This is a genomic window from Saccharopolyspora montiporae (assembly GCF_015209505.1).
GTDB classification, from domain to species: Bacteria; Actinomycetota; Actinomycetes; order Mycobacteriales; family Pseudonocardiaceae; genus Saccharopolyspora; species Saccharopolyspora montiporae.
This window is the reverse complement of record NZ_JADEYC010000022.1, coordinates 1-23,356: the sequence shown is the minus strand read 5'-3', so window position 1 is coordinate 23,356 and position 23,356 is coordinate 1. Positions and strand designations below refer to the sequence as shown.

26 protein-coding genes are annotated in these 23,356 nt (G+C 69.5%); 19 read left to right on the top strand and 7 right to left on the bottom strand.

Annotated features, from left to right (window positions below; genetic code table 11):
- Positions 1 to 176 precede the first annotated feature (176 nt).
- The 5 genes from IQ251_RS14225 (at position 177) to IQ251_RS14205 (ending at position 6,168) form a co-directional block, all read left to right on the top strand.
- A complete protein-coding gene (locus tag IQ251_RS14225; protein ID WP_193929057.1) occupies positions 177 to 1,520 on the top strand; it encodes an arsenic transporter in 1,344 nt (447 codons plus the stop codon).
- A 120-nt stretch (positions 1,521 to 1,640) separates the two neighbouring features.
- Complete coding sequence (sfnG, locus tag IQ251_RS14220) at positions 1,641 to 2,768, top strand: dimethylsulfone monooxygenase SfnG (RefSeq protein ID WP_193929056.1); 1,128 nt, start codon at positions 1,641 to 1,643, stop codon at positions 2,766 to 2,768.
- Positions 2,769 to 2,796: 28 nt separating this feature from the next.
- Complete coding sequence (locus tag IQ251_RS14215) at positions 2,797 to 4,017, top strand: acyl-CoA dehydrogenase family protein (RefSeq protein ID WP_193929055.1); 1,221 nt, start codon at positions 2,797 to 2,799, stop codon at positions 4,015 to 4,017.
- A 16-nt stretch (positions 4,018 to 4,033) separates the two neighbouring features.
- Positions 4,034 to 5,233: an SfnB family sulfur acquisition oxidoreductase gene (locus tag IQ251_RS14210; RefSeq protein WP_193929054.1), complete on the top strand. Its 1,200-nt coding sequence runs from the start codon at positions 4,034 to 4,036 to the stop codon at positions 5,231 to 5,233.
- A 92-nt stretch (positions 5,234 to 5,325) separates the two neighbouring features.
- Positions 5,326 to 6,168, top strand: a complete 843-nt coding sequence (locus tag IQ251_RS14205; protein WP_370591402.1) for a 3,4-dihydroxy-2-butanone-4-phosphate synthase — start codon at positions 5,326 to 5,328, stop codon at positions 6,166 to 6,168.
- A 6-nt stretch (positions 6,169 to 6,174) separates the two neighbouring features.
- On the opposite strand, the gene IQ251_RS14200 is transcribed toward IQ251_RS14205, so the two are convergent.
- Together IQ251_RS14200 and IQ251_RS14195 are read right to left on the bottom strand one after the other, a co-directional pair.
- Positions 6,175 to 7,149, bottom strand: coding sequence for a phosphotransferase (locus IQ251_RS14200; RefSeq protein WP_193929053.1), 975 nt, complete (start codon positions 7,147 to 7,149; stop codon positions 6,175 to 6,177).
- A 25-nt stretch (positions 7,150 to 7,174) separates the two neighbouring features.
- The gene (locus IQ251_RS14195; protein ID WP_193929052.1) at positions 7,175 to 7,441 is read right to left on the bottom strand and encodes a hypothetical protein; all 267 of its coding nucleotides are present in this window, start codon (positions 7,439 to 7,441) and stop codon (positions 7,175 to 7,177) included.
- Positions 7,442 to 7,610: 169 nt separating this feature from the next.
- Between IQ251_RS14195 and IQ251_RS14190 the strand changes: the two genes are divergently transcribed.
- Complete coding sequence (locus tag IQ251_RS14190; protein WP_193929051.1) at positions 7,611 to 8,540, top strand: metallophosphoesterase; 930 nt, start codon at positions 7,611 to 7,613, stop codon at positions 8,538 to 8,540.
- Between the two features lie 76 nt (positions 8,541 to 8,616).
- On the opposite strand, the gene IQ251_RS14185 is transcribed toward IQ251_RS14190, so the two are convergent.
- On the bottom strand, positions 8,617 to 9,495 hold the full coding sequence (locus IQ251_RS14185; protein ID WP_193929050.1) for an SAM-dependent methyltransferase: 879 nt from the start codon (positions 9,493 to 9,495) through the stop codon (positions 8,617 to 8,619).
- 182 nt (positions 9,496 to 9,677) lie between these two features.
- On the opposite strand from IQ251_RS14185, the gene IQ251_RS14180 reads away from it, so the two are divergent.
- From IQ251_RS14180 to IQ251_RS14170, 3 genes are all read left to right on the top strand, one after another.
- The gene (locus IQ251_RS14180) at positions 9,678 to 10,829 is read left to right on the top strand and encodes a histidine kinase (protein WP_193929049.1); all 1,152 of its coding nucleotides are present in this window, start codon (positions 9,678 to 9,680) and stop codon (positions 10,827 to 10,829) included.
- Between the two features lie 77 nt (positions 10,830 to 10,906).
- Complete coding sequence (locus IQ251_RS14175; protein ID WP_370591401.1) at positions 10,907 to 12,079, top strand: sensor histidine kinase; 1,173 nt, start codon at positions 10,907 to 10,909, stop codon at positions 12,077 to 12,079.
- A 355-nt stretch (positions 12,080 to 12,434) separates the two neighbouring features.
- Positions 12,435 to 12,713 carry a hypothetical protein gene (locus IQ251_RS14170; RefSeq protein WP_193929047.1) on the top strand — a complete coding sequence of 93 codons (279 nt, stop codon included), beginning with the start codon at positions 12,435 to 12,437 and terminating at the stop codon, positions 12,711 to 12,713.
- On the opposite strand, the gene IQ251_RS14165 is transcribed toward IQ251_RS14170, so the two are convergent.
- Entirely contained in the window at positions 12,672 to 13,247 is a 576-nt protein-coding gene (locus IQ251_RS14165; protein WP_193929046.1) for an NUDIX hydrolase, read from the bottom strand. The two genes, IQ251_RS14170 and IQ251_RS14165, sit on opposite strands and share 42 nt — an antisense overlap.
- 182 nt (positions 13,248 to 13,429) lie before the next feature.
- Between IQ251_RS14165 and IQ251_RS14160 the strand changes: the two genes are divergently transcribed.
- A complete protein-coding gene (locus tag IQ251_RS14160) occupies positions 13,430 to 13,888 on the top strand; it encodes a hypothetical protein (protein ID WP_193929045.1) in 459 nt (152 codons plus the stop codon).
- 917 nt (positions 13,889 to 14,805) lie between these two features.
- Here the strand turns inward: IQ251_RS14160 and IQ251_RS14155 are convergent.
- The 3 genes from IQ251_RS14155 to IQ251_RS14140 form a co-directional block, all read right to left on the bottom strand.
- On the bottom strand, positions 14,806 to 15,402 hold the full coding sequence (locus IQ251_RS14155) for an HD domain-containing protein (protein WP_193929044.1): 597 nt from the start codon (positions 15,400 to 15,402) through the stop codon (positions 14,806 to 14,808).
- Entirely contained in the window at positions 15,395 to 16,009 is a 615-nt protein-coding gene (locus IQ251_RS19790; RefSeq protein WP_228046887.1) for a hypothetical protein, read from the bottom strand. Before IQ251_RS19790 ends, IQ251_RS14155 begins: the two co-directional genes overlap by 8 nt.
- A 542-nt stretch (positions 16,010 to 16,551) precedes the next feature.
- On the bottom strand, positions 16,552 to 16,869 hold the full coding sequence (locus tag IQ251_RS14140; protein ID WP_193929041.1) for a helix-turn-helix domain-containing protein: 318 nt from the start codon (positions 16,867 to 16,869) through the stop codon (positions 16,552 to 16,554).
- 164 nt (positions 16,870 to 17,033) lie between these two features.
- Here IQ251_RS14140 and IQ251_RS14135 point away from each other — a divergent pair, with 164 nt between their 5' ends.
- The 9 genes from IQ251_RS14135 to IQ251_RS14095 form a co-directional block, all read left to right on the top strand.
- Positions 17,034 to 17,471: a hypothetical protein gene (locus IQ251_RS14135; protein WP_193929040.1), complete on the top strand. Its 438-nt coding sequence runs from the start codon at positions 17,034 to 17,036 to the stop codon at positions 17,469 to 17,471.
- On the top strand, positions 17,468 to 17,869 hold the full coding sequence (locus IQ251_RS14130) for a hypothetical protein (protein WP_193929039.1): 402 nt from the start codon (positions 17,468 to 17,470) through the stop codon (positions 17,867 to 17,869). Before IQ251_RS14135 ends, IQ251_RS14130 begins: the two co-directional genes overlap by 4 nt.
- Positions 17,853 to 18,116, top strand: coding sequence for a hypothetical protein (locus IQ251_RS14125; protein ID WP_193929038.1), 264 nt, complete (start codon positions 17,853 to 17,855; stop codon positions 18,114 to 18,116). Before IQ251_RS14130 ends, IQ251_RS14125 begins: the two co-directional genes overlap by 17 nt.
- Positions 18,113 to 18,934 carry a hypothetical protein gene (locus IQ251_RS20295; RefSeq protein WP_193929037.1) on the top strand — a complete coding sequence of 274 codons (822 nt, stop codon included), beginning with the start codon at positions 18,113 to 18,115 and terminating at the stop codon, positions 18,932 to 18,934. Before IQ251_RS14125 ends, IQ251_RS20295 begins: the two co-directional genes overlap by 4 nt.
- The gene (traA, locus tag IQ251_RS20290; protein ID WP_370591403.1) at positions 18,931 to 19,311 is read left to right on the top strand and encodes a plasmid transfer protein TraA; all 381 of its coding nucleotides are present in this window, start codon (positions 18,931 to 18,933) and stop codon (positions 19,309 to 19,311) included. Before IQ251_RS20295 ends, traA begins: the two co-directional genes overlap by 4 nt.
- 53 nt (positions 19,312 to 19,364) lie before the next feature.
- Complete coding sequence (traB, locus tag IQ251_RS14110) at positions 19,365 to 21,389, top strand: plasmid transfer protein TraB (protein ID WP_193929035.1); 2,025 nt, start codon at positions 19,365 to 19,367, stop codon at positions 21,387 to 21,389.
- A gap of 172 nt (positions 21,390 to 21,561) precedes the next feature.
- On the top strand, positions 21,562 to 22,077 hold the full coding sequence (locus tag IQ251_RS14105; RefSeq protein WP_193929034.1) for a hypothetical protein: 516 nt from the start codon (positions 21,562 to 21,564) through the stop codon (positions 22,075 to 22,077).
- Between the two features lie 29 nt (positions 22,078 to 22,106).
- The gene (locus IQ251_RS14100; protein ID WP_193929033.1) at positions 22,107 to 22,457 is read left to right on the top strand and encodes a hypothetical protein; all 351 of its coding nucleotides are present in this window, start codon (positions 22,107 to 22,109) and stop codon (positions 22,455 to 22,457) included.
- Positions 22,458 to 22,619: 162 nt separating this feature from the next.
- Positions 22,620 to 23,356: hypothetical protein (locus tag IQ251_RS14095; RefSeq protein WP_193929032.1), on the top strand; the 737-nt coding region annotated here is incomplete at its 3' end.

Here is a 23,356-nt window from a genome sequence, read left to right as displayed (position 1 = left end):
CCAAGAACTCAACCCCTACACCTACGCCTACGGCGACCCCACCGCTGCCGAGGGGACCTCCGGCCCGCGCACCCGGGCGCGGCTTCGTGACCGGCGGGACCTAGCGTGCTTCGGGTGAGTGGGGGAGTGCAGCTCGGGGTGCGCGCGGTGCGGTGCTGCCGGGGAGGCGGGCACCGGTGACCGCGCTGGCGATCCTGATCTTCCTGGGCACCTTGGCGCTGGTGATCGTCCGGCCGCGCGGGCTCGGCATCGGGTGGAGCGCGCTGGCCGGCGCGGGTGTCGCGTTGCTGACCGGGGTGGTGCGGCCCGGTGATGTGCCCGAGGTCGTGTCGCTGGTGTGGAACGCCACGCTGGCCTTCGTCGCCATCGTGCTGATCTCGTTGCTGCTGGACGCGTGCGGCATGTTCGAGTGGGCCGCGCTGCACGTCGCGCGGTTGGGCCGGGGGAGCGGCCGGGCACTGTTCGCGCTGGTGATCCTGCTCGGCGCGGTGATCTCCGCGGTGTTCGCCAACGACGGCGCCGCGCTGATCCTCACGCCGATCGTGCTGCAAATGCTGGTGGCGCTGCGCTTCCCGCAGCGGGCCGCGCTCGGGTTCGTGCTGGCCACCGGGTTCATCGCGGACACCGGAAGCCTGCCGCTGCTGGTGTCCAACCTCGTCAATATCGTCTCCGCCGACTTTTTCGGCATCGGTTTCACCCGCTACGCGCTGGTGATGGTGCCGGTGAGCGCGGTGTCCGTGTTGGCCAGCCTGGGGGTGCTGTTCGGCTACTTTCACCGCGACATCCCGGCCCGCTACGACCCGAGCGGTCTGCCGGAACCGGGTTCGGCGGTGCGCGACCGGACCACGTTCCGGGTGGGTTGGGTCGTGCTGGCCGCGCTGCTCGTCGGGTATTTCGCCGCGGATCCGCTCGGCGTCCCGCTGTCGGTCGTGGCCGGTGCGGGGGCGGTGGTGCTGCTCGCGGTGGCGGCCGGTGCGCCGGCGCGGGTTCCGGTCGCCGCGGGCGGGGCGCCGGAGCGGGAGCACGTGGCGATCGATGTGCGCCGGGTGGTGCGCGAGGCGCCGTGGCAGATCGTGCTGTTCAGCATCGGGATGTACGTGGTCGTCTACGGGTTGCGCAACCAGGGGCTCACCGAGCACCTCGGCGCGCTGCTCGGCGGTGTCGCCGGGCACGGCGTGCTCGCGGCGGCGCTGGGCACCGGGCTGGTGGTCGCGGTGCTGGCCTCGGTGATGAACAACCTACCGACGGTGCTCGTGGTCGCGTTGGCCATCGCCGGTACCGGGGCGGGCGGGGCGGTGCACGAGGCGATGGTCTACGCCAACGTGATCGGCTCCGACCTCGGTCCGAAGATCACGCCGATCGGCAGCCTGGCCACCCTGCTGTGGTTGCACGTGCTGGCCCAGCGCGGCCTGCACATCGGCTGGGGCCGCTACTTCCGCACCGGTGTGGTGCTGACGCTGCCCGTGCTGCTGGTGACGCTGCTAGCGCTGGCCGGGTGGTTGACCGTGCTGCACGGCTGAGTCCCGCGGGCGGTCGCACCCCCGGTGATCTGGGATTTCCTGCTCCCTGGGAGGTGGGTGACCGAACGCGCCGGGAATCTATACCATTCGGATCGACTTAGTCGTCAATCGGAGTGAGTGATGAGCACACCCGCGGAGCCGCTGAAGTTCGCCTACTGGGTGCCCAACGTCAACGGTGGCCTGGTGACCAGCACCATCGAGCAGCGCACCGACTTCAGCTTCGAATACAACACGACGCTGGCCCAGCTGGCCGAACGCAACGGCTTCGACTACGCGCTGAGCCAGGTGCGCTACGCCTCCAGCTACGGCGCCGCCCAGCAGCACGACCCGGCCGCGTTCAGCCTCGCCCTGCTGCTGGCCACCGAACGGCTCAAGCTAATCGTCGCCGCGCATCCCGGGTTGTGGCATCCGGGAATCCTGGCCAAGTTCGGCAACACCGCCGACATCCTGTCCCAGGGCCGATTCGCGGTGAACATCGTCAGCGGCTGGTTCAAGGACGAGTTCACCGGGCTCGGCGAACCCTGGCTCGAACACGACGAGCGCTACCGACGCACCGAGGAGTTCATCCGCGTGCTGCGCGGGTTGTGGACCGAGGAAGCCTTCGAGTTCGCCGGGGACTTCTACCGGATCCACGAGTTCAGCCTGCGTCCCGGCCCGCACCCGGTCCCCGGCCGCCCGCATCCGGAGATCTTCCAGGGCGGCAATTCCAGCGCCGCCCGCGCCCAGGCCGGGCGCGTCTCGGACTGGTACTTCAGCAACGGCAAGGACTTCGACGGATTCACCGAGCAGGTCGCCGACGTCAACGCCGTGGCCCGCGCGCACGGCCGGACCGTCGGCTTCGCGCTCAACGGGTTCCTCATCGCCCGGGACACCGAGCAGCAGGCCCGCGAGGTGCTGCGCGAGATCGTGGACAAGGCGGACGTGCAGGCGGTGCAAGGATTCCGCGAGCAGGTCCGCCAGGCCGGACAGTCCACGAAGGACGGCAAGGGCATGTGGGCGGACTCCGATTTCGCCGACTTGGTGCAGTACAACGACGGGTTCAAGACCCGGCTCATCGGAACACCCGAGCAGATCGCCCGCCGGGCCATCGAGTACAAGAAGCGCGGCGCGAACCTGCTGCTGCTCGGATTCCTGCACTTCCAAGACGACGTCGAGCAGTTCGGCCGCGAAGTCCTGCCCATCGTGCGCGAACTGGAAGCCGAACTCGACGCCACCGGTGACCCGATCGGCGTCGGCAACGCCCGCTGAGAGCACGAACGCAGAGGAGAACGCGCAGATGAGCACAGCAATCGAGCGCGACTGGACCGATCGCCCGGACACCGCGCAGCAGTGGGTGCACCGCGCCCGCGAAGTCGCCGAGGTACTGGCCGCCGACGCCGTCGAACGCGACCGCCTCGGAGCGACCCCGCACCGCGAGGTGCAGCTGCTCAAGGATTCCGGGCTCGGGACGCTGCTCGGCCCGCGTGAGCACGGGGGAGGCGGCCAGTCCTGGGAGACCGCCTACCGCGTGACGCGCGAGGTGGCGGCCGGTGACGGGTCCCTCGGCCAGCTGCTCGGTTACCACTACCTGTGGGCGTGGGCGGTGCGGCTCGTCGGCACGCCGGAGCAGATCGCCGCCGTCGAAGAGCTCTACACCGCCGGGAACCTGTTCTTCGGCGGTGCCGTCAACCCGCGGGACGGCGACCTGGTGATCACCGATGAGGGCGACGAGATCGCGTTCAACGGCACGAAGTCGTTCTCCACCGGCAGCAAGGTCTCCGACCTGACCGTGCTGGAAGGCGTGCTTCGAGGCACGGACCAGCACGTGTTCGCCATCGTCGAATCCGCGCAGGACGGCATCGTGTTCGGCGACGACTGGGACAACCTGGGCCAGCGGCTGACCGAATCCGGCAGCGTCGAGATCCGCGACGTCCGGGTGCCGTGGTCGGGCGCGGCCGGCTACGTGGACAAAGTCTTCCGGCCGCTGGTCTACAACACGCTCAACGTGCCGACCATCCAGCTGGTCTTCGCCAACTTCTACCTCGGCATCGCACACGGGGCCCTGCAGGCCGGCGTCTCCTACACCACCCGGCGCACCCGGCCCTGGCCCTACGGCGGGGACAACAAGGACACGGCCACCGAGGAATTCCACGTGCTGGACACCTACGGCGATCTGCAGGCCAAGCTGTGGGCCGCCGAGGCGCTCATCGACCGCGCCGGTGCCGAACTGTCCGAGATCCTGCACACCGAACGGGAATCGGTCACCGAGCAGCAGCGCGGCGAGGTCGCGGTGCGCATCGCCGCCGCCAAGCAGCGCATCGCCGACACCGGCCTGGAGATCGCCAACCGCATCTTCGAAGTGACCGGCGCCCGCGCCACCGCCAACGAGGTGGGCCTGGACCTCTACTGGCGCAACCTGCGCACGCACACCCTGCACGACCCGGTGCCCTACAAGCGCGCCGAAGTCGGCCGGTACGCGCTGGTCGGCGAACTGCCGCAACCCACCTGGTACACGTGAGCGGAGGACCACGACCATGACCGCATCCCCGCAGGTCCGGGCCGACCGGGTGCGCGACGACGCCCACGCGCGGGAACTCGCCGCCGAATTCGCCCGCCGGTTCGCCGCCGACGCCGCCGACCGCGACACGCACCGACGCCTCCCGCGCGCCGAGCTCGACGCGCTGTCCCGATCCGGGCTGTTGGCCGGCACGGTGCCGCGCGAGCACGGCGGCGCCGAGCTGTCCACCGGCACGCTCGTCGAGGTGTTCCGGCTGCTGGCCACCGCGGACCCGAACATCGCGCAGATCCCGCAGAGCCACATCGCCTACATCAACGTGCTGCGCGAGAACGGAACCGCCGAGCAGCAGCGGTACTTCTTCGCCGAGGTCCTCGCGGGCAAGCGGTTCGGCAACGCGCAGTCCGAAACCGGCAGCCCCACCGTGCAGGACATCCGCACCCGGCTGATCCCGGACGGCGTGGGCTACCGGCTCGACGGCACCAAGGGGTATTCCACCGGAGCGCTGCTGGCCGACTGGATCCCGGTGCTGGCCAAGGATCCGCAGGACCGGTTGCGGGTGGCCTACGTCCCGCACGACGCACCGGGCCTGACCGTGGTCGACGACTGGGGCGGCATGGGCCAGCGCACCACCGCCAGCGGCACCGTGCGGCTGGACGGCGTCCCCGTGCCGGCCGAGCACATCGTCGCCCACCACCTCACGTTCGACCGCCCGCAGCTGCACGGTGCGCTCGCCCAAGCCGTGCACGCCGCCATCGACACCGGCATCGCCCGCGGCGCGCTGGAGGAAGCGGCCGAGTTCGTGCGCAACACGTCCCGCCCGTGGGGGGAGGCGGGCGTCGAGCGCGCCGACCAGGACCCGCTGACCATCCAACGCTTCGGCGAGCTCACCGTCCGGGTCCGCGCGGCCGAAGCGCTGCTGGCCGAGGCCGGCGCCGCCATCGACCGAGCGCGCCAGGACCTCGACGACGCATCCGCCGCGGCCGCCTCGATTTCCGTGGCCACCGCCAAAGCCGCCGCCGACGGGGCCGCCGTCGAGCTGGGCAGCGCGCTGTTCGAGGTCTCCGGCACGCGCTCGGCGCTGGATACCGCCAACCTGCACCGGCACTGGCGCAATGCCCGCACGCACACCCTGCACGACCCGGTGCGCTGGAAGATCCAGCACATCGGCCGCTACGCGCTCACCGGCGAGCACCCGCCGCGCACCGGGCAGATCTGACGTGCGCCGCCGATCCCGCCGCCGCAGCGGACCGCTCGACGAGAACCGGTGGATCGCCCGACTCCTGCTGCGTGCCGACGTCACGCAGGGCCGTGAACCGGCTGTTCGACGTCGGCGGCGCATCGGTCGCCGGTGCCGACCGGGCGCTGGACGGGCACTGGCGCAACGCGCACACCCTGGCCGTGCACAACCCGGTCAGCTACAAGGCCCGCGCAGTGGGCGATCACGAAATCAATGGCAGCGAACCGATTTTCACCTGGATGCCCGGGGGTCGGTCGCGGAGCGCGAGAGGTGCAGCGATGATGCAGCAGCAGGTAGCGGTGACCACGCTGGAGCCGAATCCGCGCCGGATCCGGTTGGCAGCACTGGAATTCGCCACCGGACGCCCGGTCGTCGTGCACGGGTGCGGGACCGGCGACGGCGGCATCGTGCTGTCCGCGGCCCGGGTGAGCACCGCCTGGATGGCGCACGCCATCCGGTACAGCTCGGGCCTGGTCTGCGTGGCGCTGCCCGCCCAGCGCTGCGACCAGCTCGAACTCCCGCCCATGGCCCCGCGCAGCGAACCGAACCCCGGACCGGTGTGGTGCGTGAGCGTGGACGCCGACGGCGGCATCTCCACCGGGATCTCGGCCGCGGACCGGGCGCTGGCCGCGCGGGGGCTGGCCTCCCCGGCCGCCGTGCCCGGCGACTTCACCCGCCCCGGCCACCTCGTCCCCGTCGCGGTCGGCGACCTCCCCGCCTTCGGCGCACCGAGCCTGGCCGAAGCCGCGTTGGCGCTGCCCGAGGTCGCCGGAGAACCCCTGGCCGGCGTGTACGCGCCGCTGGTCAGCCCGCTCGACCCGGTGCACATGGCCGACGACGAGGAGCTGCTGGAGTTCGCCGCCAGCAACGGACTGCCCGCCGTGCACGCCGCGGAACTCGCCGCGGCACGGTGACACCGGTCAGGCCAGGTCCAGCAAGGTGCTGCGCAACCCGTCCAGCGCCGCGGCCGTGTCCTCGGTCGCGGCGTGCGGCGCGCGGAACAGGTCGACGAACTCGACCACGTCGGTGAGGCTCCACCGCAGCCGGTACAGCGCGATCGCCCCGGGATCCGGGGTGTGCCCGGTGGTCGCCGCATAGGTCCCGAACACCTCGGGATCGCCACCGACCACCGCCAGGTCGCGCTCCGGCGGTGCCAGCGCCACCGTGTCCCAGTCGACCAGCACGAACCCGGCGGCGGTGCGGATCAGGTTGCCGCGGTGCGGTTCTCCGTGCGTGACCACCGCGGCCGGGCGGCCAGACCGCAGCTCCCGGGCCCGGCTGCGCAACTCGCGCACCGCCGCGCCCACCGCCGCCGCGTGCTCGGCGACGAGCTGCTGCGCGGCGTCCGAATACGATCCGCCCTGCCAGGGTTCGCCGATCTCGCGCAGCACGGCCGTCAACCGGTCCAGCCCATCGGGCTCCAGCGCGGACAGCGGTGCGGAGTCCGGCGGTGCCGCGGTGTGCAGGCGCGCGAGCAGCTTCAGCACCCGCTGCAAGTCCTCGTCGGTGAGCCGCTCGCCGAACTCGCCCGTTTCACCCGGCACATCGGGGAAAACGCTCAGCGCATAGCGCTCGCCGAGCGGAACCGCCGTCGCGCCCCGCTGCGTGCGGACCGGGGCGACCACGAAATCGGCGCCCGCATCGCGCACCTCCCGCGCCGTGTCCATCGCTGCGCGCAACCCGGCCAGCGCGCTGCGCGGATCCGCGCCGCAGTGCGGCTTGTGCTGCAGATCGGCGACCGAGGCGAACCACCCGCCACCGCCCGCATCGCGCACCGACCAGTGGTGATCACCGAACCCGACCGGCAGGTAGTCCCACTCCGCGGGTTCGATGCCGAAAGTGCGCAGCCCGTCCGGCACGGCTCGGGTCGGCAGATCGTCCGGAGGTGTCCGCATGTCCGCGACGCTACCGGTGCGCGGTTCACCGCTCCTGCGTCGCACCCACCACGAGCAGCGACATCACCAGCTGGCCGACCGCGACCCCGGAACCGGCGACGGCCGTCCCGTCGATCCGGTAGGCGCCCCGGGTGCGCATCGAAACGACCCCGCACACCAGTGCCGCGGCGGCCAGCGCGGCACCTCCGCCGGGCAGTGCCCAGGAGAGCATCCCCAACGCCAGACTCGCCGGCCCGAGCCAGGCGGAGCGGCCCGGGCGGTCTTTGGCCGGCAGACCGCCGTGCTCGTTCATCAACGTCCAGCTCCTCGGCTCGGTACTGGGCACAGCGTCGCACGACAGGCGCCGCGCGCCCGGACGGGGCGTTCAGGACGAGTTCACCATCACGACGATTTCACTTCCGGCCCGATGCACTCGGTCGGGTGACGATGCTGCCGTCCGACAAGCATGCCGAGGAGTCGCCGTGAAGGTTCACACCCGCTTCCCGTTCGTCGCGGCCGCGACGACGCTGACCGCCGTCACCTGCCTGGCCGCCCCGAGTGCGCTGGCTGCCCCCAAGGCCGACGAGCTGCCCGACCCGAGCACCTACGACGGCGCGATCGCCTGGCTGCCCGACACGCAGTACTACTCGGAGAGCCACCCCGAGCACTTCGACGCGCAGACCCAGTGGATCGCCGACAACGCCGAGCAGCGCAAGATCTCCTACACGACGCACACCGGCGACATCGTCGACAAGGCCCCCATCGAGAAGCAGTGGAAGAACGCCGACGCCGCGATGCAGAAGCTCGACGACGCCGGCCAGCCGTACGGCGTGGTCGAGGGCAACCACGACCGCGGCGCCACCGGTCTCTACCACGACTACTTCGGTGACGACCGGTTCGCCGACCAGGCCACCCGTGGCGGATCGCACGAGGACAACCGGCAGAGCTACGACCTCGTCGACGTCGGCGGCAAGCAGGTCCTCATGCTGAACCTGACCTGGAACATGAACGAGGACGACTTCGCCTGGGCCGAGCAGGTGCTCGCCGAGCACCCGGACACCCCGGCGATCGTCAGCGTGCACGCCTACCTGAACACCGACGGCTCCTACGGCGAGCAGGGCGAGGAGATCTTCGAGCGGATCGTCCAGCCGCACAACAACGTCAAGGCGGTGCTCGGCGGCCACTACCACGGTGTGGCGCACAACGTGAAGGACCTCGGCGGCGGCCGCCAGGTCACCGAGATCCTCGCCGACTACCAGAGCGCCGACGAAGGCGGCCTCGGCTACATGCGGATGCTGCAGTTCGACATCGACGCGAACAAGATGATCGTGGACACCTACTCCCCGTCGCAGGACGACTCGAACTACTTCGAGAGCGGTGACGACTTCGAGGTCGACCTCAGCATCCGGTGACGCGCACCGACCGGGCCCGGGGTTCGCCAGCCGGACCCCGGGCCCGTCGCGTTCCGCCCGCGGACGGCCTTCGCGGTCAGCCGGGGAGCGCGGCGGTGAGGAATTCCGTGCGGGTTCCGTCGAGCGTGGCGAAGTACTCCTCGACGTCCCGGCCGAACCTGCGCGCCAGTTCGGGTGCCGGCACCCGCTGCAGTTCCCAGCCCAGCGCGGTCAGGGTCGCGCCGGCCTCCGGCCGGGTTTCGCCGCTGAACAGCTCGTCGACGTCGATGCCCCAGCTGTCGGCGACCTCCTGCATGGGCGAGCTGCTGGTGATGGAGGGTTTCGGGCCGGAGTAGTTCTCGATCGCGATCCGGCTCCCCGGTGCGGAGAACTCGTGGGCGGTGCGCAGCAGTGTGTGTTCGGCGTCGGCGGGCAGGTAGAGCAGCAGTCCTTCGGCGAGCCACGCGGTCGGCAGCGTCGCGTCGAACCCGCCTTCGGTCAGCGCGGTGGCCCAGTCCTCGCGCAGGTCGATCGGGATCGGGTGGTGCTCGCTGGTGGGGGTGGCGCCGATGTCCTGCAGCGTGCGGTCCTTGAAGTTCAAGATCAGCGGCTGGTCGATCTCGAACACGCGGGAGCCGTCCGGCCAGCTCAGCCGGAAGGCGCGGGTGTCGAGTCCGGAGGCCAGGATGACGGCTTGCCGGATCCCGTCCGCGGCGGCTCGTTCGAAGAAGTCGTCGAAGAACCGCGTGCGCACGCCCATGTAGCTGACCGCGCTGTGCCAGAAGCTGCCGATCGCGTCGACGGCCTCGTCGCCGAGCAGCGGAAGGCCGGAGTTCGCCGCCGTGACGAGGGCCTCGGCGTAGGGGTCGTGCGCGATCCGGTCCGGACGGCGGTTCTCCCCGGCCCGGGCACCGGCGACTCCGAGGGCGGTCACGCCCACTCCGGACACGATGTCCCACTGCTCGTTCTCCGCCACGCGATCCACCTTTCTCGACTCCGTGCGTACGGGGCGCAGCCTAGGGCGAAAATAGTTGTGTCACGCAACTAGTTTGCCCGAGTCGTGACGTGATCGATATCCGACGCGACCGGCGTCGACAGCGGCTGGCGGAGGAGGCGGCGCCGGCGGGATCGACCCGGGTGCGGACTAGAGTCGGCCGGGTGCGCGCGCTCGGTGATCGTCGGCAATGGCTGTCCTGGTGGGACGGCAAGGTCCGGTCGTTGCTGTTCGACCTCGTGATCGCGCTGCTGTTGAGCACAGGACCGGTGACCAACGGCACCCCGGTGACGCCGCTGATGATCTGGGCGACCATCGGGGCCACCGCCGGATTGCTGCTGCGCAGGCGGTTCCCGGAAGTGGCGATCGTCGCGGGGCTCGCGGCGCTGCTGGTGACCGCGTCACCGCTGCCCGCGTTGGTGGCGCTGTACACGCTGGCGCGCCGCCGCGGCCCCGGGCTCGTGCTGTGGTGCGCGGGCGGCCTCACGGTCGTGTGCCTGGTGGTCGCGGAAATCGTGGTGCAGGAGGTCTGGTTCGGTTTCCCGGTGCTGCTGGGCGTGGCCGTGAAGGCCGCCCTCTACAGCGTTCCGCTCATGCTCGGCCTGTGGCTGCACCAGCGAGCCGCCAGCCTGACCGCGACCCGGGAACGGATCGACCGGGCCGAGCGGGAGCAGGCGCTGCTGGCGGAACGCGCGGTGACCGAGGAACGTCGCCGGATCGCCCGCGAGATGCACGACGTGGTGGCGCACCGCGCGAGCGTGATGACGCTGCAGGCGGGTGCGCTCTCCGTGCGGGCACCCGACGAGCGCACCGCCGAAACAGCCGAGATCATCCGGCAGAACAGCGCCAAAGCTCTCACCGAGCTGCGCGAAATGCTCCAGGTGCTGCGCGATACCGGCAACGACGAGGACGACGGTGGTGCGGGCGCCCGGAGCGGGCCGTCGGTGGGCGGTGTCGCATCGCTGGTCCGGGAAACCGCCGACGCCGGTACCGAGGTCAGCCTGCGGATGCCGGATGTGCCGCCCGAGACGTCGCCCGCTGTCGGTCGCGCCGCCTACCGGGTGGTGCAGGAAGCGTTGACGAACGCGGCCAAGCACGCCGCCGGAGCTCCCGTCCGGGTGGACGTCGAGGTGGCCGACGAGCAGCTCGTGCTGACCGTCGACAACGATCGCGGAACCGAATCCGGCGCAGCCGCAACGGGTTCCGGATACGGGCTGCTCGGGATGCGGGAACGCGCCGCGTTCGTCGGTGGTGCGCTGGAGACCGGCCCCACCGGCAGCGGCGGGTACCGCGTGCGGGCGGTCCTCCCGCTATGAGTACGAGCACGGGACGTGAGCCCGCCGACCGAGCCCCGCGGGGCGAGCGCGAACCCGCTCCTCGTACGGTGCACCGCGTGTCGGCAGAAGCGCATCCCGGACCTCTGACGTGGTGGGGCGGCCGGGTTCGGTCGTTGGTGTTCGACCTCGCGGTAGCCGCCATCCCCGTCGCCGCGCACCTCTACTCGCACGGCGGGCGCCTCGGGGACGATTCGCCGCCGGCGGTGGCGGCGTTGCTGGTGGGCTTCGGCGCGCTCGCGGTGCGCAGGCGCTTCCCGTTCGCCGTCGCGCTGGTCGCCGCGGTCGTGGGGCTGTTCGGCGATCCGGTGGTCGGTGTCGCGGAGATCGCGCTGTACACGGTGGCCAGCCGGTGCGGAGCGCGGTGGCCGACGTGGGCGGCGGGCGCGGTGAACCTGCTTTCCCTGCTGGTGCAGCAGACGGTGCTCGGCGAGTTCACCTGGGACCACACCCTCGCCCTGTTGACGACGACCGCGTCACGCGCGGCGCTGCCGGTGCTGTTCGGCCTGTGGGCGCGGCAACGGCGCAGCGCGCTGGCCGACTACCGGGCCCGCGCCGACCAGATCGAACGCGAGCGGGAGCTGCTCGCCGAACGCGCGGTGGTCACCGAACGACGCAGGATCGCCCGCGAGATGCACGACGTCGTGGCGCACCGGGTGGGCATCGTGTCGCTGCACGCCGGCGCGCTGGCGGTGAACGCGCCCGACGAGGCCAGCGGTGAACTCGCCGAGACCATCCGCGCGACCAGCAGCACGGCGATGCAGGAACTGCGCGACATGCTGCGCGTGCTGCGCGACGAGGACACCGATCCCGAGTCCACGACGGCGCCCGCCCTGGCCGGAATCACCGACCTCGTCGACGATGCGGTGCGAGCGGGCGCGAACATCCGCCTCAGCGCGCCGGATCCGATGCCCGCCCTGCCGGATTCCGCGGGACGGGCCGCCTACCGCGTGGTGCAGGAAGGGCTCACCAACGCCGCCAAGCACGCGCCGAACGCGGCCGTGCGCGTCCACGTCGCCGAGCACCGCGAGGACGTCGGGGTCACCGTGACGAACGACCCCGCACCGCGCGAGAACAACGCCGAACTCCCGAGATCGGGCTTCGGTCTCGTCGGGATGCGCGAACGCGTCGCCCTCGCAGGCGGACACGTGACCAGCGGCCCCACCGACGACGGCGGCTACCGCGTCCACGCCACGTTCCCCCGCAGCGCGGAAACCGAGCAGTCGCGCTGATCCATCGCCGATCCGCTGCAGGCGCCCGAGCAGCCGGAACGATTTCCGTCAGATTTTCCGTCGATTACTGTCCGAGCGATCCTGCCTCCGGTGTTGGCCGGGTGACCAGCGAAAACATGGCCACAGTCGACGTCTGTCATTTCTGTCGTTTGTGTCGGCCGCGCATCGTGCCCCTCCTCGCTCCTCACCCGCTGGGAGAGGGCGTGCTCACCGAAGCGTCCACGTTGTCGGGTGGGAAGCGCTCGACCGGAGCGCGCACGGGCAGGCGTGGGAGGACTACGAGCGAGCGAAAACCGCCGCACGAGAGGCGCTGTCGGCGCCACTGCTCGCGCATGTCACCGCTGAGCAAGCGTTCGTGCGCATCGAAATCGGTGAGACCGAGGCCGCGGCCGACCAGCTTGCCGCAACTCGTGAACTGGCCGGAGATGCCGCGCCGTCGTTGTTGCGAGCGTGGTTGGCCGCCGCGCACGGCGAAGGGCTATCCGCGGTGGGACAACGGGACGACGCCCTGGCGCGTTCGATGAAGCCGATCAGCTCTGAACACTCCCGCCAGGCGAAGCGTCTCGCCTCGCAGATCAAGTCTGACCGGCAGCTACGACGACTCAGCGGTTTGATCCTTCCCGGATCCTCGTGAGGCCAGGTAGTAAAGCAGCGCGACCAGCGTCCCCGACCCGAGCAGCTTCCGCTCGCGGGTGAGTTCAACGACCCGCTCCAGTGGAACCCACTCGACCGTCCCGGCTTCCTCCTCATCGGTCGGATCACCGACGTGCTTCGCCCCGCGCCACAGGAAGACGTCGAACCGCGAGGTGACCATGCCCGGGATCGGCTCGAAGCTCACCAGGTGCTCAGCGTCCCCGACGGGTTCCCAACCGCTTTCCTCGCTGGCCTCGCGCAACGCCGTCGCTGTAGACGCCTCGTCCCCCTCCACGAGCCCGCCCAGTAGCTCGTAGCCCCACTCGTCGGTAGCGAACCGGTACCGCCACAGCATCAGCACCTCGTCCCGCTCGTTGACGATCAGCGCCACCGCGACCCGGTCCAGATGCACCACGTGGTGCTCGAACCGCCGCCCATCCGGCGGCTCGACGTCCACCAGCCCCAGCCGGACGTACCGGTTGTCGTAGATCGTCCTCTCCCCATGCACCCGCCATGCTCCGCGCTCATCAGCCACTACGGCAGGATACGGATCCCGACCAGGTGCATTCGTCATGACGGCCCGTAGCGGCTTGTTGCATTTCGCTAGGCCGATCCGGTGATCCTCACGAGGTTTTCGTCAGATCCAATAGAGCTTGCCCATGCGTCGCCTTACGACCGGCATAATGATCCTGGACAGGGACGCGACCGAGGGAAAAAATGCGTGATTCAAGTAATCATGAAGATGACGATAGTTTCATTTACAATGAATTCTATGGCGAGGCTGAAAACATTGTTCAGGCTCGCGATGTCCACGGCGGCGTAAACTACTACGAAGCCGACGACGATACGTTCGAATATTCCATACCGCCGTATGCATTGACGGCGGTATTTGTTGCTCTCTTCATTGTAGCCGCCGCGTACTCCATCCTGCTAGCTATGACGGAGATGTCATTTTTCCTTTGGCTTCGACTCGGAGTTAGTACGATTCTTCTGCTGGTCGTGTTTGCAAGTGCTTACTACTGGTCGGCGGGCGGATTGTATGAGCGCAAGTTTCGCTACCTACGCTTATTTTTTGCATTAATATCGGTGATGTTGGGATACAATTACGGTGTGCAGGTACCGCTCATCTCTGAAATTGGAGAGTTTTTCTCCAGCTGGCTCGTTTGGCGATTTTAGCTGCCTTCCCGGAGAAATAAGCTACGCGATCCGCTAATGGCGATCGCGTGGCGAGCCAGACCAGCGTTCCCCAGTCCTCGTCCATCTCGAACGCCGTCTCCGAGAGCCGGGCAGCCTCGACGGGAGTGGGGGAGTTCGCTGTAGAAGCTCTCCAGCGTGTCGCGCGCTGAGCCTGTTGACCGCGGTTTCCCCAAGGGTGGGCCGGACCGGGCGCCTGATGTAGCCCTCGTAGTTGTGGCGCGTGCTCTCTTCGAGCTCGCTCGTGCGCAGCCACTCATCCAGCGCGTAGGAGAGAGCGACCGTCGAAGGCGCCGAATGCTGCTCGTTGTGCTGGTTGAGCAGCTTCGTCAGAGCCTTCTCGGCGCGCTTGCGAGCAGCCTCGTGCCCTTGATCGTCCCGCGGAGGTAGACCCGCTTGCCGGTCACCGGGTCGACGCCCGCGTACACGACCACGCGGAAGCCCGTCGCTCGCTCCTCGATCCGGCCATGTCCACGGTGCTGTGATCACGCAGTGATACCGACCTTGGGTGTTCTCGCGCCCAAGGCCGCACCCAGCAGGCCAAACCATGATCTGGATCTTCGGCCGCGCTGACCTGGTCGAAGAGGGTGCCCCCGGTGCGATTCGAACGCACACTGGACGGATTTTGAGCGGACACGAGATACCGCGCCTGGTCTGCGTAAACGAATCGTGAGAGGTTTCTCTGTACGTCCAGTGGACGTACCGGCCACCGACGGGCCGGCCTAGAGTCCTCGCCGAGGCTCGTTTCAGTAGCCATGGACCAGCCTCGCGAACCCCTACCATCGCGACTGCACCCAGCCTTACCACCGCGAGGGTGCACGAGAGTCCGCACGATCATCGCGGAGGGTGCCCCGCGTAGAGCAGCGGCGCGTCGTCACCAGCCAAAGCCGCCAACCGAGCTAGCGGCCAACCGCGCGGGCGAACGAGCCCCACCACTCTCCTGGCGATACCTCCAGCGCCGCTGCAGCGAGCGTCCTTCCCGTCGCGGTGGTGACGGCTTCGGCGCTGGAGCGGACCCACTCGTCGAGCTGGGTATAGCCCTCGCACTGGTATTCCCGAGCTTGGAGCAGGCATTCGAGCTTGTCGGCGTCGCGACTGCACTCGGACTCTGGCGTCGCACTTGCGGTCTTCGCGGACTCGTGCTCGTCGACGGCGCCCACGATGCGATCTCGCAGTTCAGGGGGGAGTCCGGCTGTCTGGTCCGCGATGATGTCGTGCGGGCTGGCCGTGGTGATGTACTTCTTACCGACACTGGGAACGTCGCCGATCCGGGTTTCGGGCACGTCGTGGAAGATCCCTAGGGTAGCGGCCCGCTCTGGGTTCGCTCCCTCACAGGCGGCGATGATGTACGCGAGTACCGCCACGCGGTAAGAGTGCTCGGCCACGCTCTCACCGTCGCGGACACCGCCGAGGAGCCAGCCGGTCCGGCGCGTGTGCTTGAGGTGTCCGGACTCGTGGGCGAACGCGATGATCTCAGCGAATCGCTGATCAGACATGGCTGCTCCTCAGGGCGTAAGAGAGCTGATCAAGCTTGCGTAGGGAATCACGGGCAAACTCATGGGTATCCGTCACCCGGTCGATCACATCGAGTACCCGCTTCCGGAGGTCCGGGCGATCCAGACCCCGGCGGTACGGGATCAGCGCGTTTAGTGCGTGGGCGCAGAGATCCCGGTAAGGCGCGTTCTCCAAACCGCCCAGCAGGGAGTTGAGCAGCAGTTCACCTGACCAGGGCTGACCATCTGTCAGCATCTCGGCGTCGCTGGTCCACTGCTCAGGGATCTCGCCAACCCAGTAGGCCCAGTACGCCAGGTTCGCCTTCACCGCAGTTTCCGTCCCGAGTCCATGCTGGATGAACCGTGAGAGCGGGTCGAGGTCACCGGCTGCGGCGGCGCTGATCGCGCGAGATCTCGTGACTGCCCACTCCGGTGACCACTCGCGGAGATCGCTGGAAGCTCGCACGTCGGCGGCCCGCATCTGCGCGACCCAGTCCACCGACTTCACGTGCTCTGCAACGAGGTACTGCGCCTGTCGGCGAAGCATGGCGCCCCCGGACACCTCGGTCAGCTCGGTCCGCAACCGTCCGTAGGACGGACGCGAGCTCATCGCGCTCGCCTTTGGCGACATCGAGCCGCGCCTTCGTGTCGGCGAGCTGGCGTGGCGGGGTGCCCGTCATCGGCCAAGCCAGCAGCTCCGTCAGCAAACGGTTAGGCACCACGAGCGCAAGGGGGTGAGCAGCGGGGTCTGTGGTTCCGACCTCGGAAAGGATCTCGTCCGCCTGCATGGCTTCGGAGAGCACCGTCAGGTGCCCCGGGGACACCGTCGCGAGCTGAAGCACCCGCTTGAGCTTCCCAAAACGCGCCATCGGCAGGTTGACCAGCGGGCGGCGACCAGATTCCCAACCTTGAACGGTCGCCAGCGACACCTGCATCACTTCGGATAAGCCCTGCTGAGTCAATCCAACGTGTCCCCGAACAGCCGCCAGGACAGCCCCCGCAACCCTGCCGGACACCGGCGATTCACTGGCAGTAAGTCCTGAGTCCCCGTTCCGTTCCCGCACCACCTTCACCCCCTCTCGGACCCGTACTCGCAGTCGGTCCAAAGTGCTCTGGCCTGCGCATACCTTGGCTTACGTGCAGCAGAGCAGATCAGCGCCGGTCCAGTCGTCGCACGACTTCAGCAAGCTCGGTTTCGAGAGCGGCCACCCGCTCTTCGAGCGTCGACTCCACCTCGCCAGGCTTGCCTCGCGCGATCGCCGCGATCTTGCCCGACGGCCATTCGAGTGCGTTCGAGATCGCCATGAGCGTCTTCGGGTTGCGCTCCCGCACCTTGCCGTTGGCGAGTTCTTGGACGGTCGACAAACCGACGTCGGCCTTGTCAGCAACGTCGCGCTGCCGCAGGCCGAGTTCCTTCATGCGCGCCGTGACGGTCCTGCCGACAGTGCGCCAGTCCAGGTCTTGATCCATACGCACCTCACTTGACACCGGGCCTGTTTCAGGAGTGTAGCCAAACTCAACACAAAGGTCGATGTTTTATTTCCGGGTTGCTTCGGGGTTGACATCAGGTCTGTTTTGGGTTCACTATCAACGCCACCAGACGTCAGCGACTTACGAGAGCGAAGGAGAGAGCAGTGATCGACACTGGCTTGACCTGGGCCGAACAGCCCGAACCAGCAAGGTTCTTGCACACGATCGACCCGGAGTACTTCGCGCTCCGGATCAGGCAGGCGGTCCGCGACTACGACCCGACCGGGCCCGGCGAGGACCCGGCGGACTCCCTCGTCCTGGAGGACGTCGCCGTTGAGGACCTGTTTTCCCACCCGGCGGCGATCGAGGCGGCCGAGGCCGTCTTGGCAGCCGAGACGGCCGTGTTGGAGGCCGAGGACGCCGGGGTCACCGACGAGCTCGCGATGCAGCGCCTGGACAAGGCCCGCGCGGCCGAGCGTGACGTCCTGGTCCGGCTGCAGAAGGCCCGCACCGCCGCGCATACCGCTCGGGCGGGTTCGCGTGCCGCGCAGGTTCTTCCGTTGCGCCCGTTCCGCGTGATCGAGGGTGGTGCGGCCGCATGAGTGCCCACGTCGAGATGACGAACCTCCGGCAGTTCCCCGGTGGCTACGAGCAGCTGAGCATCAGGTGCTCGTTGGGGGAGGACTCGTTCGGGATGCCGCTGCCGGTGCAGTTCGTGAGCGGGCCGGTGGCCATCACGCCGCTTCGGGTGGTCGACGAGCAGGCGCGGTCGGTCACGTTCCGGATGGATCGCTGGCAGGTCCTGCACACCCAGCGCAGGCAGCTCTTGCCGTTGGTGGTGCCGGGCATGGCGGCCGCCGCGCGCATAGCGCACCTCTTCCAGGACGACCCGGGGATCTCGTGGGAGGCCGACGCGGTCGAGATCGAGGCGTGGGCCTCAGCGTGGGCCGCCCGCGCCAACGCTGCTCGGGGAGGTGAGCAGGATGGCCCAAGCCGTTGATGTAGTGCTGCTGCCGTTCCGTGCGGTGTGGCGGCTGATCAAGCTGCTGATCCTGCCGGTGCTGTTCGGCGTGGCCGCTGCGGGGCTAGCGCTGCTCGGGTTGGACTGGTCGTGGGCTGCGTTCGCCGTCTGCGTGGTGTGGGCGGCGGTCATGGTCCGGTTGTGGCTGGTGCAGATCGGCGGTGAGCTGCGTTCGCTGGGCCGCGGCACCGTGAACGTGCGCACCAAGCACGGGAGTTCCCGGTGATCCGCAAGACCGGCTTGTTCCTGGTGATGACCGGGGCGCTGAGCCTCTCGTTCGCCGGGCAGGTCGGGACCGTGCGCCCGCTGCTGGGCCAGACCTTGGCCGTGGTGTTCGCGCTGACCACGGACCTGGCCACGCTGTTGGCGCTCAACGAGGTCACCACGACCGGCAGACGCGCGGTGCGGTTCTGGGCGTGGCTGGTTCTGCTGCTGGCCGGGGGTACTGCGCTCGGGCTCAACACCTGGCACGCCCTGCAAACCCGGCTGCTGCCGGACCCGGTCGCGGTCGCCGTCGGTGCCGGACCGGTCGTGCTGGCCGGGCTGCTGTCGCACCTGATGGTGCTCGTGATCGCCGAGCGCCGGGAAGCACACCAGGCCACCCCCGACGGTGCTGCCGAGACCGTTACCGACTCCCCATGCACCGCCGTCTCCGAGCCGCCTGCCCAGGAGCTGAGCCCGGCGGCCGGAGACCCGGACCGGGACGTGGTCGACGACACCGCCGATCCCGATTCCATCCCTGCACACCCCGACCGCGAGGAGGTGCCCGCCCCCGCCCCGACGAACGAGACCCCTGCCGACCCCGCAACGCTTCCGGAACTGCCCGAACGCGCCGAAAAGACCGCTTCCGGGCAGCTCCCGGAAGAGCTGATCGACCAGGCCGAGCGCCTCGAACGCCAACGCCTCGCCGAGACCGGCGGGAAGCGCGGCCTGGCCTACCGGGACGCACGCCAGCGGCTCGGGGTGCGCTACGGGACCGCCCGCGACGCCCTGAACGCCGCCCGTGCCCGCATGACCGCCGCCGACGAGCCGATCGCGGCCTGACCTCGCATCGAAAGGACGTCCTCATGAGCAACGAAATGCTCGGCGAGCCGGACTTTGTGTCCTCCTCGGCCATCCGCAAGTACTGCGAGAACGCCCGCAAGCTGTTCCACCCGCTGTACCACGAGCTGCACGTCTCGGCCGAGGAGCTGGAGATCGCCCTGAAGTACGTGCGCTCTGCCGACCCCAAGGCCGGCGGGATGGACTCGCGGCTGCGCGCCAAGCTCGTCTCGCGCCAGCTCAAGCACGCGGCCTCAGCGGTCGAGGTGGCCTCGAAGTCGGCGGTGGGCACCTACATGGCCTTCCTCAAGCACTACTCGCCCGAGGTGACCGAGTCCCGAAAGAAGAACTCCCGCAAGAAGTTCGAGTTCGACGAGTGAGCACATGAGACGGATCGGCGACCGAGAGGCCACCGAGAAGGGAGAGGAGCGCAATGGCTGGCAAGAACACCCAACGCGGTGACCACCTATCGGTCGCCGGTCCCGGGCAGGGGTTCGGGTACTACACCCCGGACAAGCACTGGGCCTCGCGGCTGGCCCCGTACGCCCCGGAGTGGGCCGGATACGCCGCGGTGTGGCCGGTGACCTGGGGTCTGCACGAGTGGCTGGCCACCGACCCCGGCGTCGCACCGTGGGCCTCGGCCGGGATGTCGCTGCTGGGGGTGGGGCTCACGGCGGTGACGTGGCAGTGCGCCCGCGCTCGGGCCGCGATGACCCGCAAGTTCGCCACCGCCACCAGCGGGATCACCGCGGCGTGGATGACCACCGGCACCATCGCCGGTCCCACCGAGACGCCGCTGCTGGAGCTGTGGGCGCTCGGCGGGGCCGGGGTGGCGGTGTCCTGGTCGATCTACAAGGCGCTGCGGCGCGGCGGCGATGGCGAGCCCGGTGAAGGGCTGTTCGAGCAGGTCCAGCTCGCCGGGGTCAAGCAGACCGGCAGCCAGGTGGAGCCGAACCGAGTCACCAGCCAGCTACAGCTGCCCCCGGGGCAGATGGAGGTCAGTGACGTGCAGAAGGCCAGCGGGCGCATCGCCGGGTGGCTCGGGCTCGGTAAGGGCGCGGTGCGGGTCAACGAGGACCCGGACAACTCCTCGCAGGCCACGATGACGATCGTGCCGCAGGACGTGCTCAAGCACCCCACCGCGTGGCCAGGACCGTCGGCCCCGGGCGGGTCGATTACCGACCCGCTGGTGGTCGGGGTCTACGAGGACACCGAGCCCGTGCAGATCTACCTGCCCGGCGACAAGGACACCGGGCGCAACGCTACCCATTACGCCGTGATCGGCATGAACGGCTCCGGAAAGACCCACGGCGCCAAGGAGAGCTGGACCGAGATCCTGACCCGCCGGGACGTGGGGCTGGTGCTCATGGACCCGTCCAAGGGGGAGCAGTCGGTCGGGTTCCTCGGCGACACCCCGTACACGGTCATCACCGGGGACAAGCAGTGCAAGAAAGCGGTCAAGCGCCTGCCCCAGCTGATCACCGAACGCGCCTCGCAGCTCGGGGAGTGGGGCTACGACCAGTGGGTCCCTGAGGCATACAGCGAGCACGGGCTGCCCTACCTCGTGATCTGGATCGAGGAGGCTCCGCGCGTGCTCAGCGACGCCAAGACCATGACCCGGCTGGCCCAGGAAGCCCGCTCGGCCGGGATGAGCCTGGTGTTCTCCCTGCAAAAGCCCAGCTTTCGCAACATGCCCACCGATGTGCGCTCCCAGCTCGGCGGCACGTGGTGCTTCGGCGTCGCCGACCTCGACGACGCCGCGTTCGTCCTCTCCGAGGACACCATCGAATCCGGGGCGCGCCCGGACCGGTGGAAGAACCGCCGACCCGGCTGCCACTACGTGGAAGGCCCGGGCATCAGCGAGGAGCGCTACACCACCCCGGCCCGCACGCACCTGCATTCCGATGCCCAGCTACGTGCCGCCGTCGACGAATGCGCCGACATCCGCCCGGCGATGCACCCCATCGACGCGCGCTACCTGGACCTGACCGCTCCGGCCACCGACAACCCCACGATGGTCGCCGGAAACGAGGGGATCGAGCCGACCGAGGACTTCGAATCCCTCGACGACATCGACCCGGACGAGGCCGCCGACTTCGACGACGACCTGGTCCCGCTGCCCGACGACGAGGACGTCGACACCGACGTCGACGACGACCAGCCCGTGCCCGAACAGGTCCCAGCACTGGACTTCCCCGGCGGGCGCCCGCCCCGCGAGGAGGCCGTGGCGATGCTGCGTGAGCGGATCACGCAGCTGGCCACCGAGGGGCGTACCGAGATCAGCGTGAAGGACTTCCCCGACCCGGAGGAGACCTACGGCCGCGGCCGCTCGTGGATCTCCGGCGAGCTGGCCAAGCTCGACGGCACCCTTCTGCAGCGCGTCGGTACGGACGGCCGCGCGGCCCTCTACCGCCCCCGCGCCACGGGCACGGACGCCGGTGCGCAACACGCAGCGTGACAGGCGGGCGGGCGTCTGACGTTAGACGTCAGGCGCGCCCGCACTCCCGCTCAACGCGCGAGCGCGCGCGTGCGCGCGCGAAACACCCCTAGTTGATCTTGAGTGACGTCAGAACCACGGCCCCGCACGCCCCCATACGAACACGAAGAGTAGTCAACGGGAGGAGTACAGCATGCAGACCGCACCCGCCTACGCCGATCCTCGCTTCGACGGCATCGACGACCCCGAGCTGATGATGCCCGCCGCCGCCCACGAGGCCGGGCACGCTATCGCGGCCCTCGCCGCAGGATTCCCCGTCCGCGAGATGCGGCTGTGGCGCGAAGGGGGAGACCGCGTCACCGGCTACGCCCTCATCGAGCACAGCGACGACCCCGAGGGCGACGAGCTCAACGGCGCGCTCATCACCGCGGTGGCCGGGCACGAAGCAGAGGCCCACTGGCTGACCGAAAACCACGGCTTCCAGTTCCTCGGCTTCCGGGACCGCAGCGGCGCCCTGTCGGCGGCCCGACCCGGCTGCTGCGATGACCTCCGGCTCTTCCGGACACTCCGGCGCGGCCACCGCGACGCCCTGACCGAACCCGCCGCCCGTGTGCGCGCCCGCGCTCTGCTGACCCGCCGGTGGCGCCGCGTCGAGCGCCTGGCCCTGCGCCTGGCCCGGCACGGCCACCTCGGCAACACAACCGCCTGAGCCCGAAAGCCCACCACGGAGGGATCCGCATGCGTCTCTACGACAGCATCGACGACGCGGTCGACACCCTGGCATGTGCCCGGGCCGCCGCCCGGCACCCCAGCCTGACCTACGGCGAGATACCGGGGTCTCTCAACCGGCTCTCCAGCCTCCTCGACACCACCGCCGTCCTCTTGCTGGACCTGGACCACCGACTCACCCACGACGCCGCGAGCAGCCGCTACCAGCGCGCCACGCAGGAACGCCTCACCGCTGCGCACGAGTCCACGCACACGACCCTGCGCAACCTGAAGTCAGCCAGGGCGCGCCTGGACATCACCGCCCTCGCCTACAGCCAGACCGTGCACACCGACAAGCTCCGCAACTGGCACCTGGCCTGACCCGACGCCACGGCCGCGGTGCGGCCCCGGCCAGCTCTCACCCCGCCGGGGCCGCCCCACCCCCTGCACGGAGTACCCAGCATGTTCGCCGACAGCGCGCTGGCTCCTCGCCACCGACTCAGCAGTCGCCCCAGGCAATCCCACCCCCAGAAGGGACACGTCATGGCTGTTCTCGACGCCACCGACGCTGCGCAGACCACGCCATTCTCGGTTGTGCGGTACCTGCGTAACGGCCGCGGTAACCCCGCGATCCCGGTACCCACGCCCGCCGAAAAAACCCGCACCCCCGGCCTGTTCGTGGCTCCGAGCATGCGCCGCGGCCACGCCGCGGCGTGGCGGTTCACCGGAAACTGGACCGTGCTACACCACGAATCCGGATACCCGCCGCTGCACGTCGGCCCGGCCGGGCTCGGTCACGCTCGCGAACTTGCCGCGCTGCTAGGTGAACTCGGCATCGACTGGACGCAGCCCGCCGACGCTCTCGCTACCCACAACCCCGTGGTGCGCGGCGCACTCCAACGTGTGCGCACCCGGATCCAGCATGCGGTCAGCGAAAACCGGCCCGTCCGGCTGGCGCGTAGTTGGTGCGAGGCCACGCCGCCCTACTGGGTCGGCGGCCCCGACGCCAACGACACCGAGCTGTTCCCCACGTTCGGTACGGCGGCTGATTTCGCGCTCGACACCGCTGCAACCAGCGTCGTCGTCGGCCGCAGTGACCTCGTGTGGTGGCAGCTGCGCTGCGCCGCGCCCGACTGCCGGGCCGAGCTCACCGAGGACGAATGGCTGCCCCACCGCGGCGACGCCGCCGACATCGCCCGCGGTGAGGGGTGGCGCCGCCTCAGTGCCCAGCACTGGCTGTGCCCCACCTGCATCGCCGTGTTCACCCCGGTCTGCCCGTT

Excerpts from the sequence above, each read along its gene's own strand:
- IQ251_RS14200 (WP_193929053.1), bottom strand. The coding sequence starts at position 7,149 with ATGCGGACACCTCCGGACGATCTGCCGACCCGAGCCGTGCCGGACGGG.
- IQ251_RS14160 (WP_193929045.1), top strand. The coding sequence starts at position 13,430 with ATGCGTGATTCAAGTAATCATGAAGATGACGATAGTTTCATTTACAAT.
- sfnG (WP_193929056.1), top strand. The coding sequence starts at position 1,641 with ATGAGCACACCCGCGGAGCCGCTGAAGTTCGCCTACTGGGTGCCCAAC.
- IQ251_RS14210 (WP_193929054.1), top strand. The coding sequence starts at position 4,034 with ATGACCGCATCCCCGCAGGTCCGGGCCGACCGGGTGCGCGACGACGCC.
- IQ251_RS14130 (WP_193929039.1), top strand. The coding sequence starts at position 17,468 with ATGAGTGCCCACGTCGAGATGACGAACCTCCGGCAGTTCCCCGGTGGC.
- IQ251_RS14105 (WP_193929034.1), top strand. The coding sequence starts at position 21,562 with ATGCAGACCGCACCCGCCTACGCCGATCCTCGCTTCGACGGCATCGAC.
- traB (WP_193929035.1), top strand. The coding sequence starts at position 19,365 with ATGGCTGGCAAGAACACCCAACGCGGTGACCACCTATCGGTCGCCGGT.
- IQ251_RS14155 (WP_193929044.1), bottom strand. The coding sequence starts at position 15,402 with ATGTCTGATCAGCGATTCGCTGAGATCATCGCGTTCGCCCACGAGTCC.
- IQ251_RS14125 (WP_193929038.1), top strand. The coding sequence starts at position 17,853 with ATGGCCCAAGCCGTTGATGTAGTGCTGCTGCCGTTCCGTGCGGTGTGG.
- IQ251_RS14100 (WP_193929033.1), top strand. The coding sequence starts at position 22,107 with ATGCGTCTCTACGACAGCATCGACGACGCGGTCGACACCCTGGCATGT.
- IQ251_RS19790 (WP_228046887.1), bottom strand. The coding sequence starts at position 16,009 with ATGAGCTCGCGTCCGTCCTACGGACGGTTGCGGACCGAGCTGACCGAG.
- IQ251_RS14195 (WP_193929052.1), bottom strand. The coding sequence starts at position 7,441 with ATGAACGAGCACGGCGGTCTGCCGGCCAAAGACCGCCCGGGCCGCTCC.
- IQ251_RS14215 (WP_193929055.1), top strand. The coding sequence starts at position 2,797 with ATGAGCACAGCAATCGAGCGCGACTGGACCGATCGCCCGGACACCGCG.
- IQ251_RS14140 (WP_193929041.1), bottom strand. The coding sequence starts at position 16,869 with ATGGATCAAGACCTGGACTGGCGCACTGTCGGCAGGACCGTCACGGCG.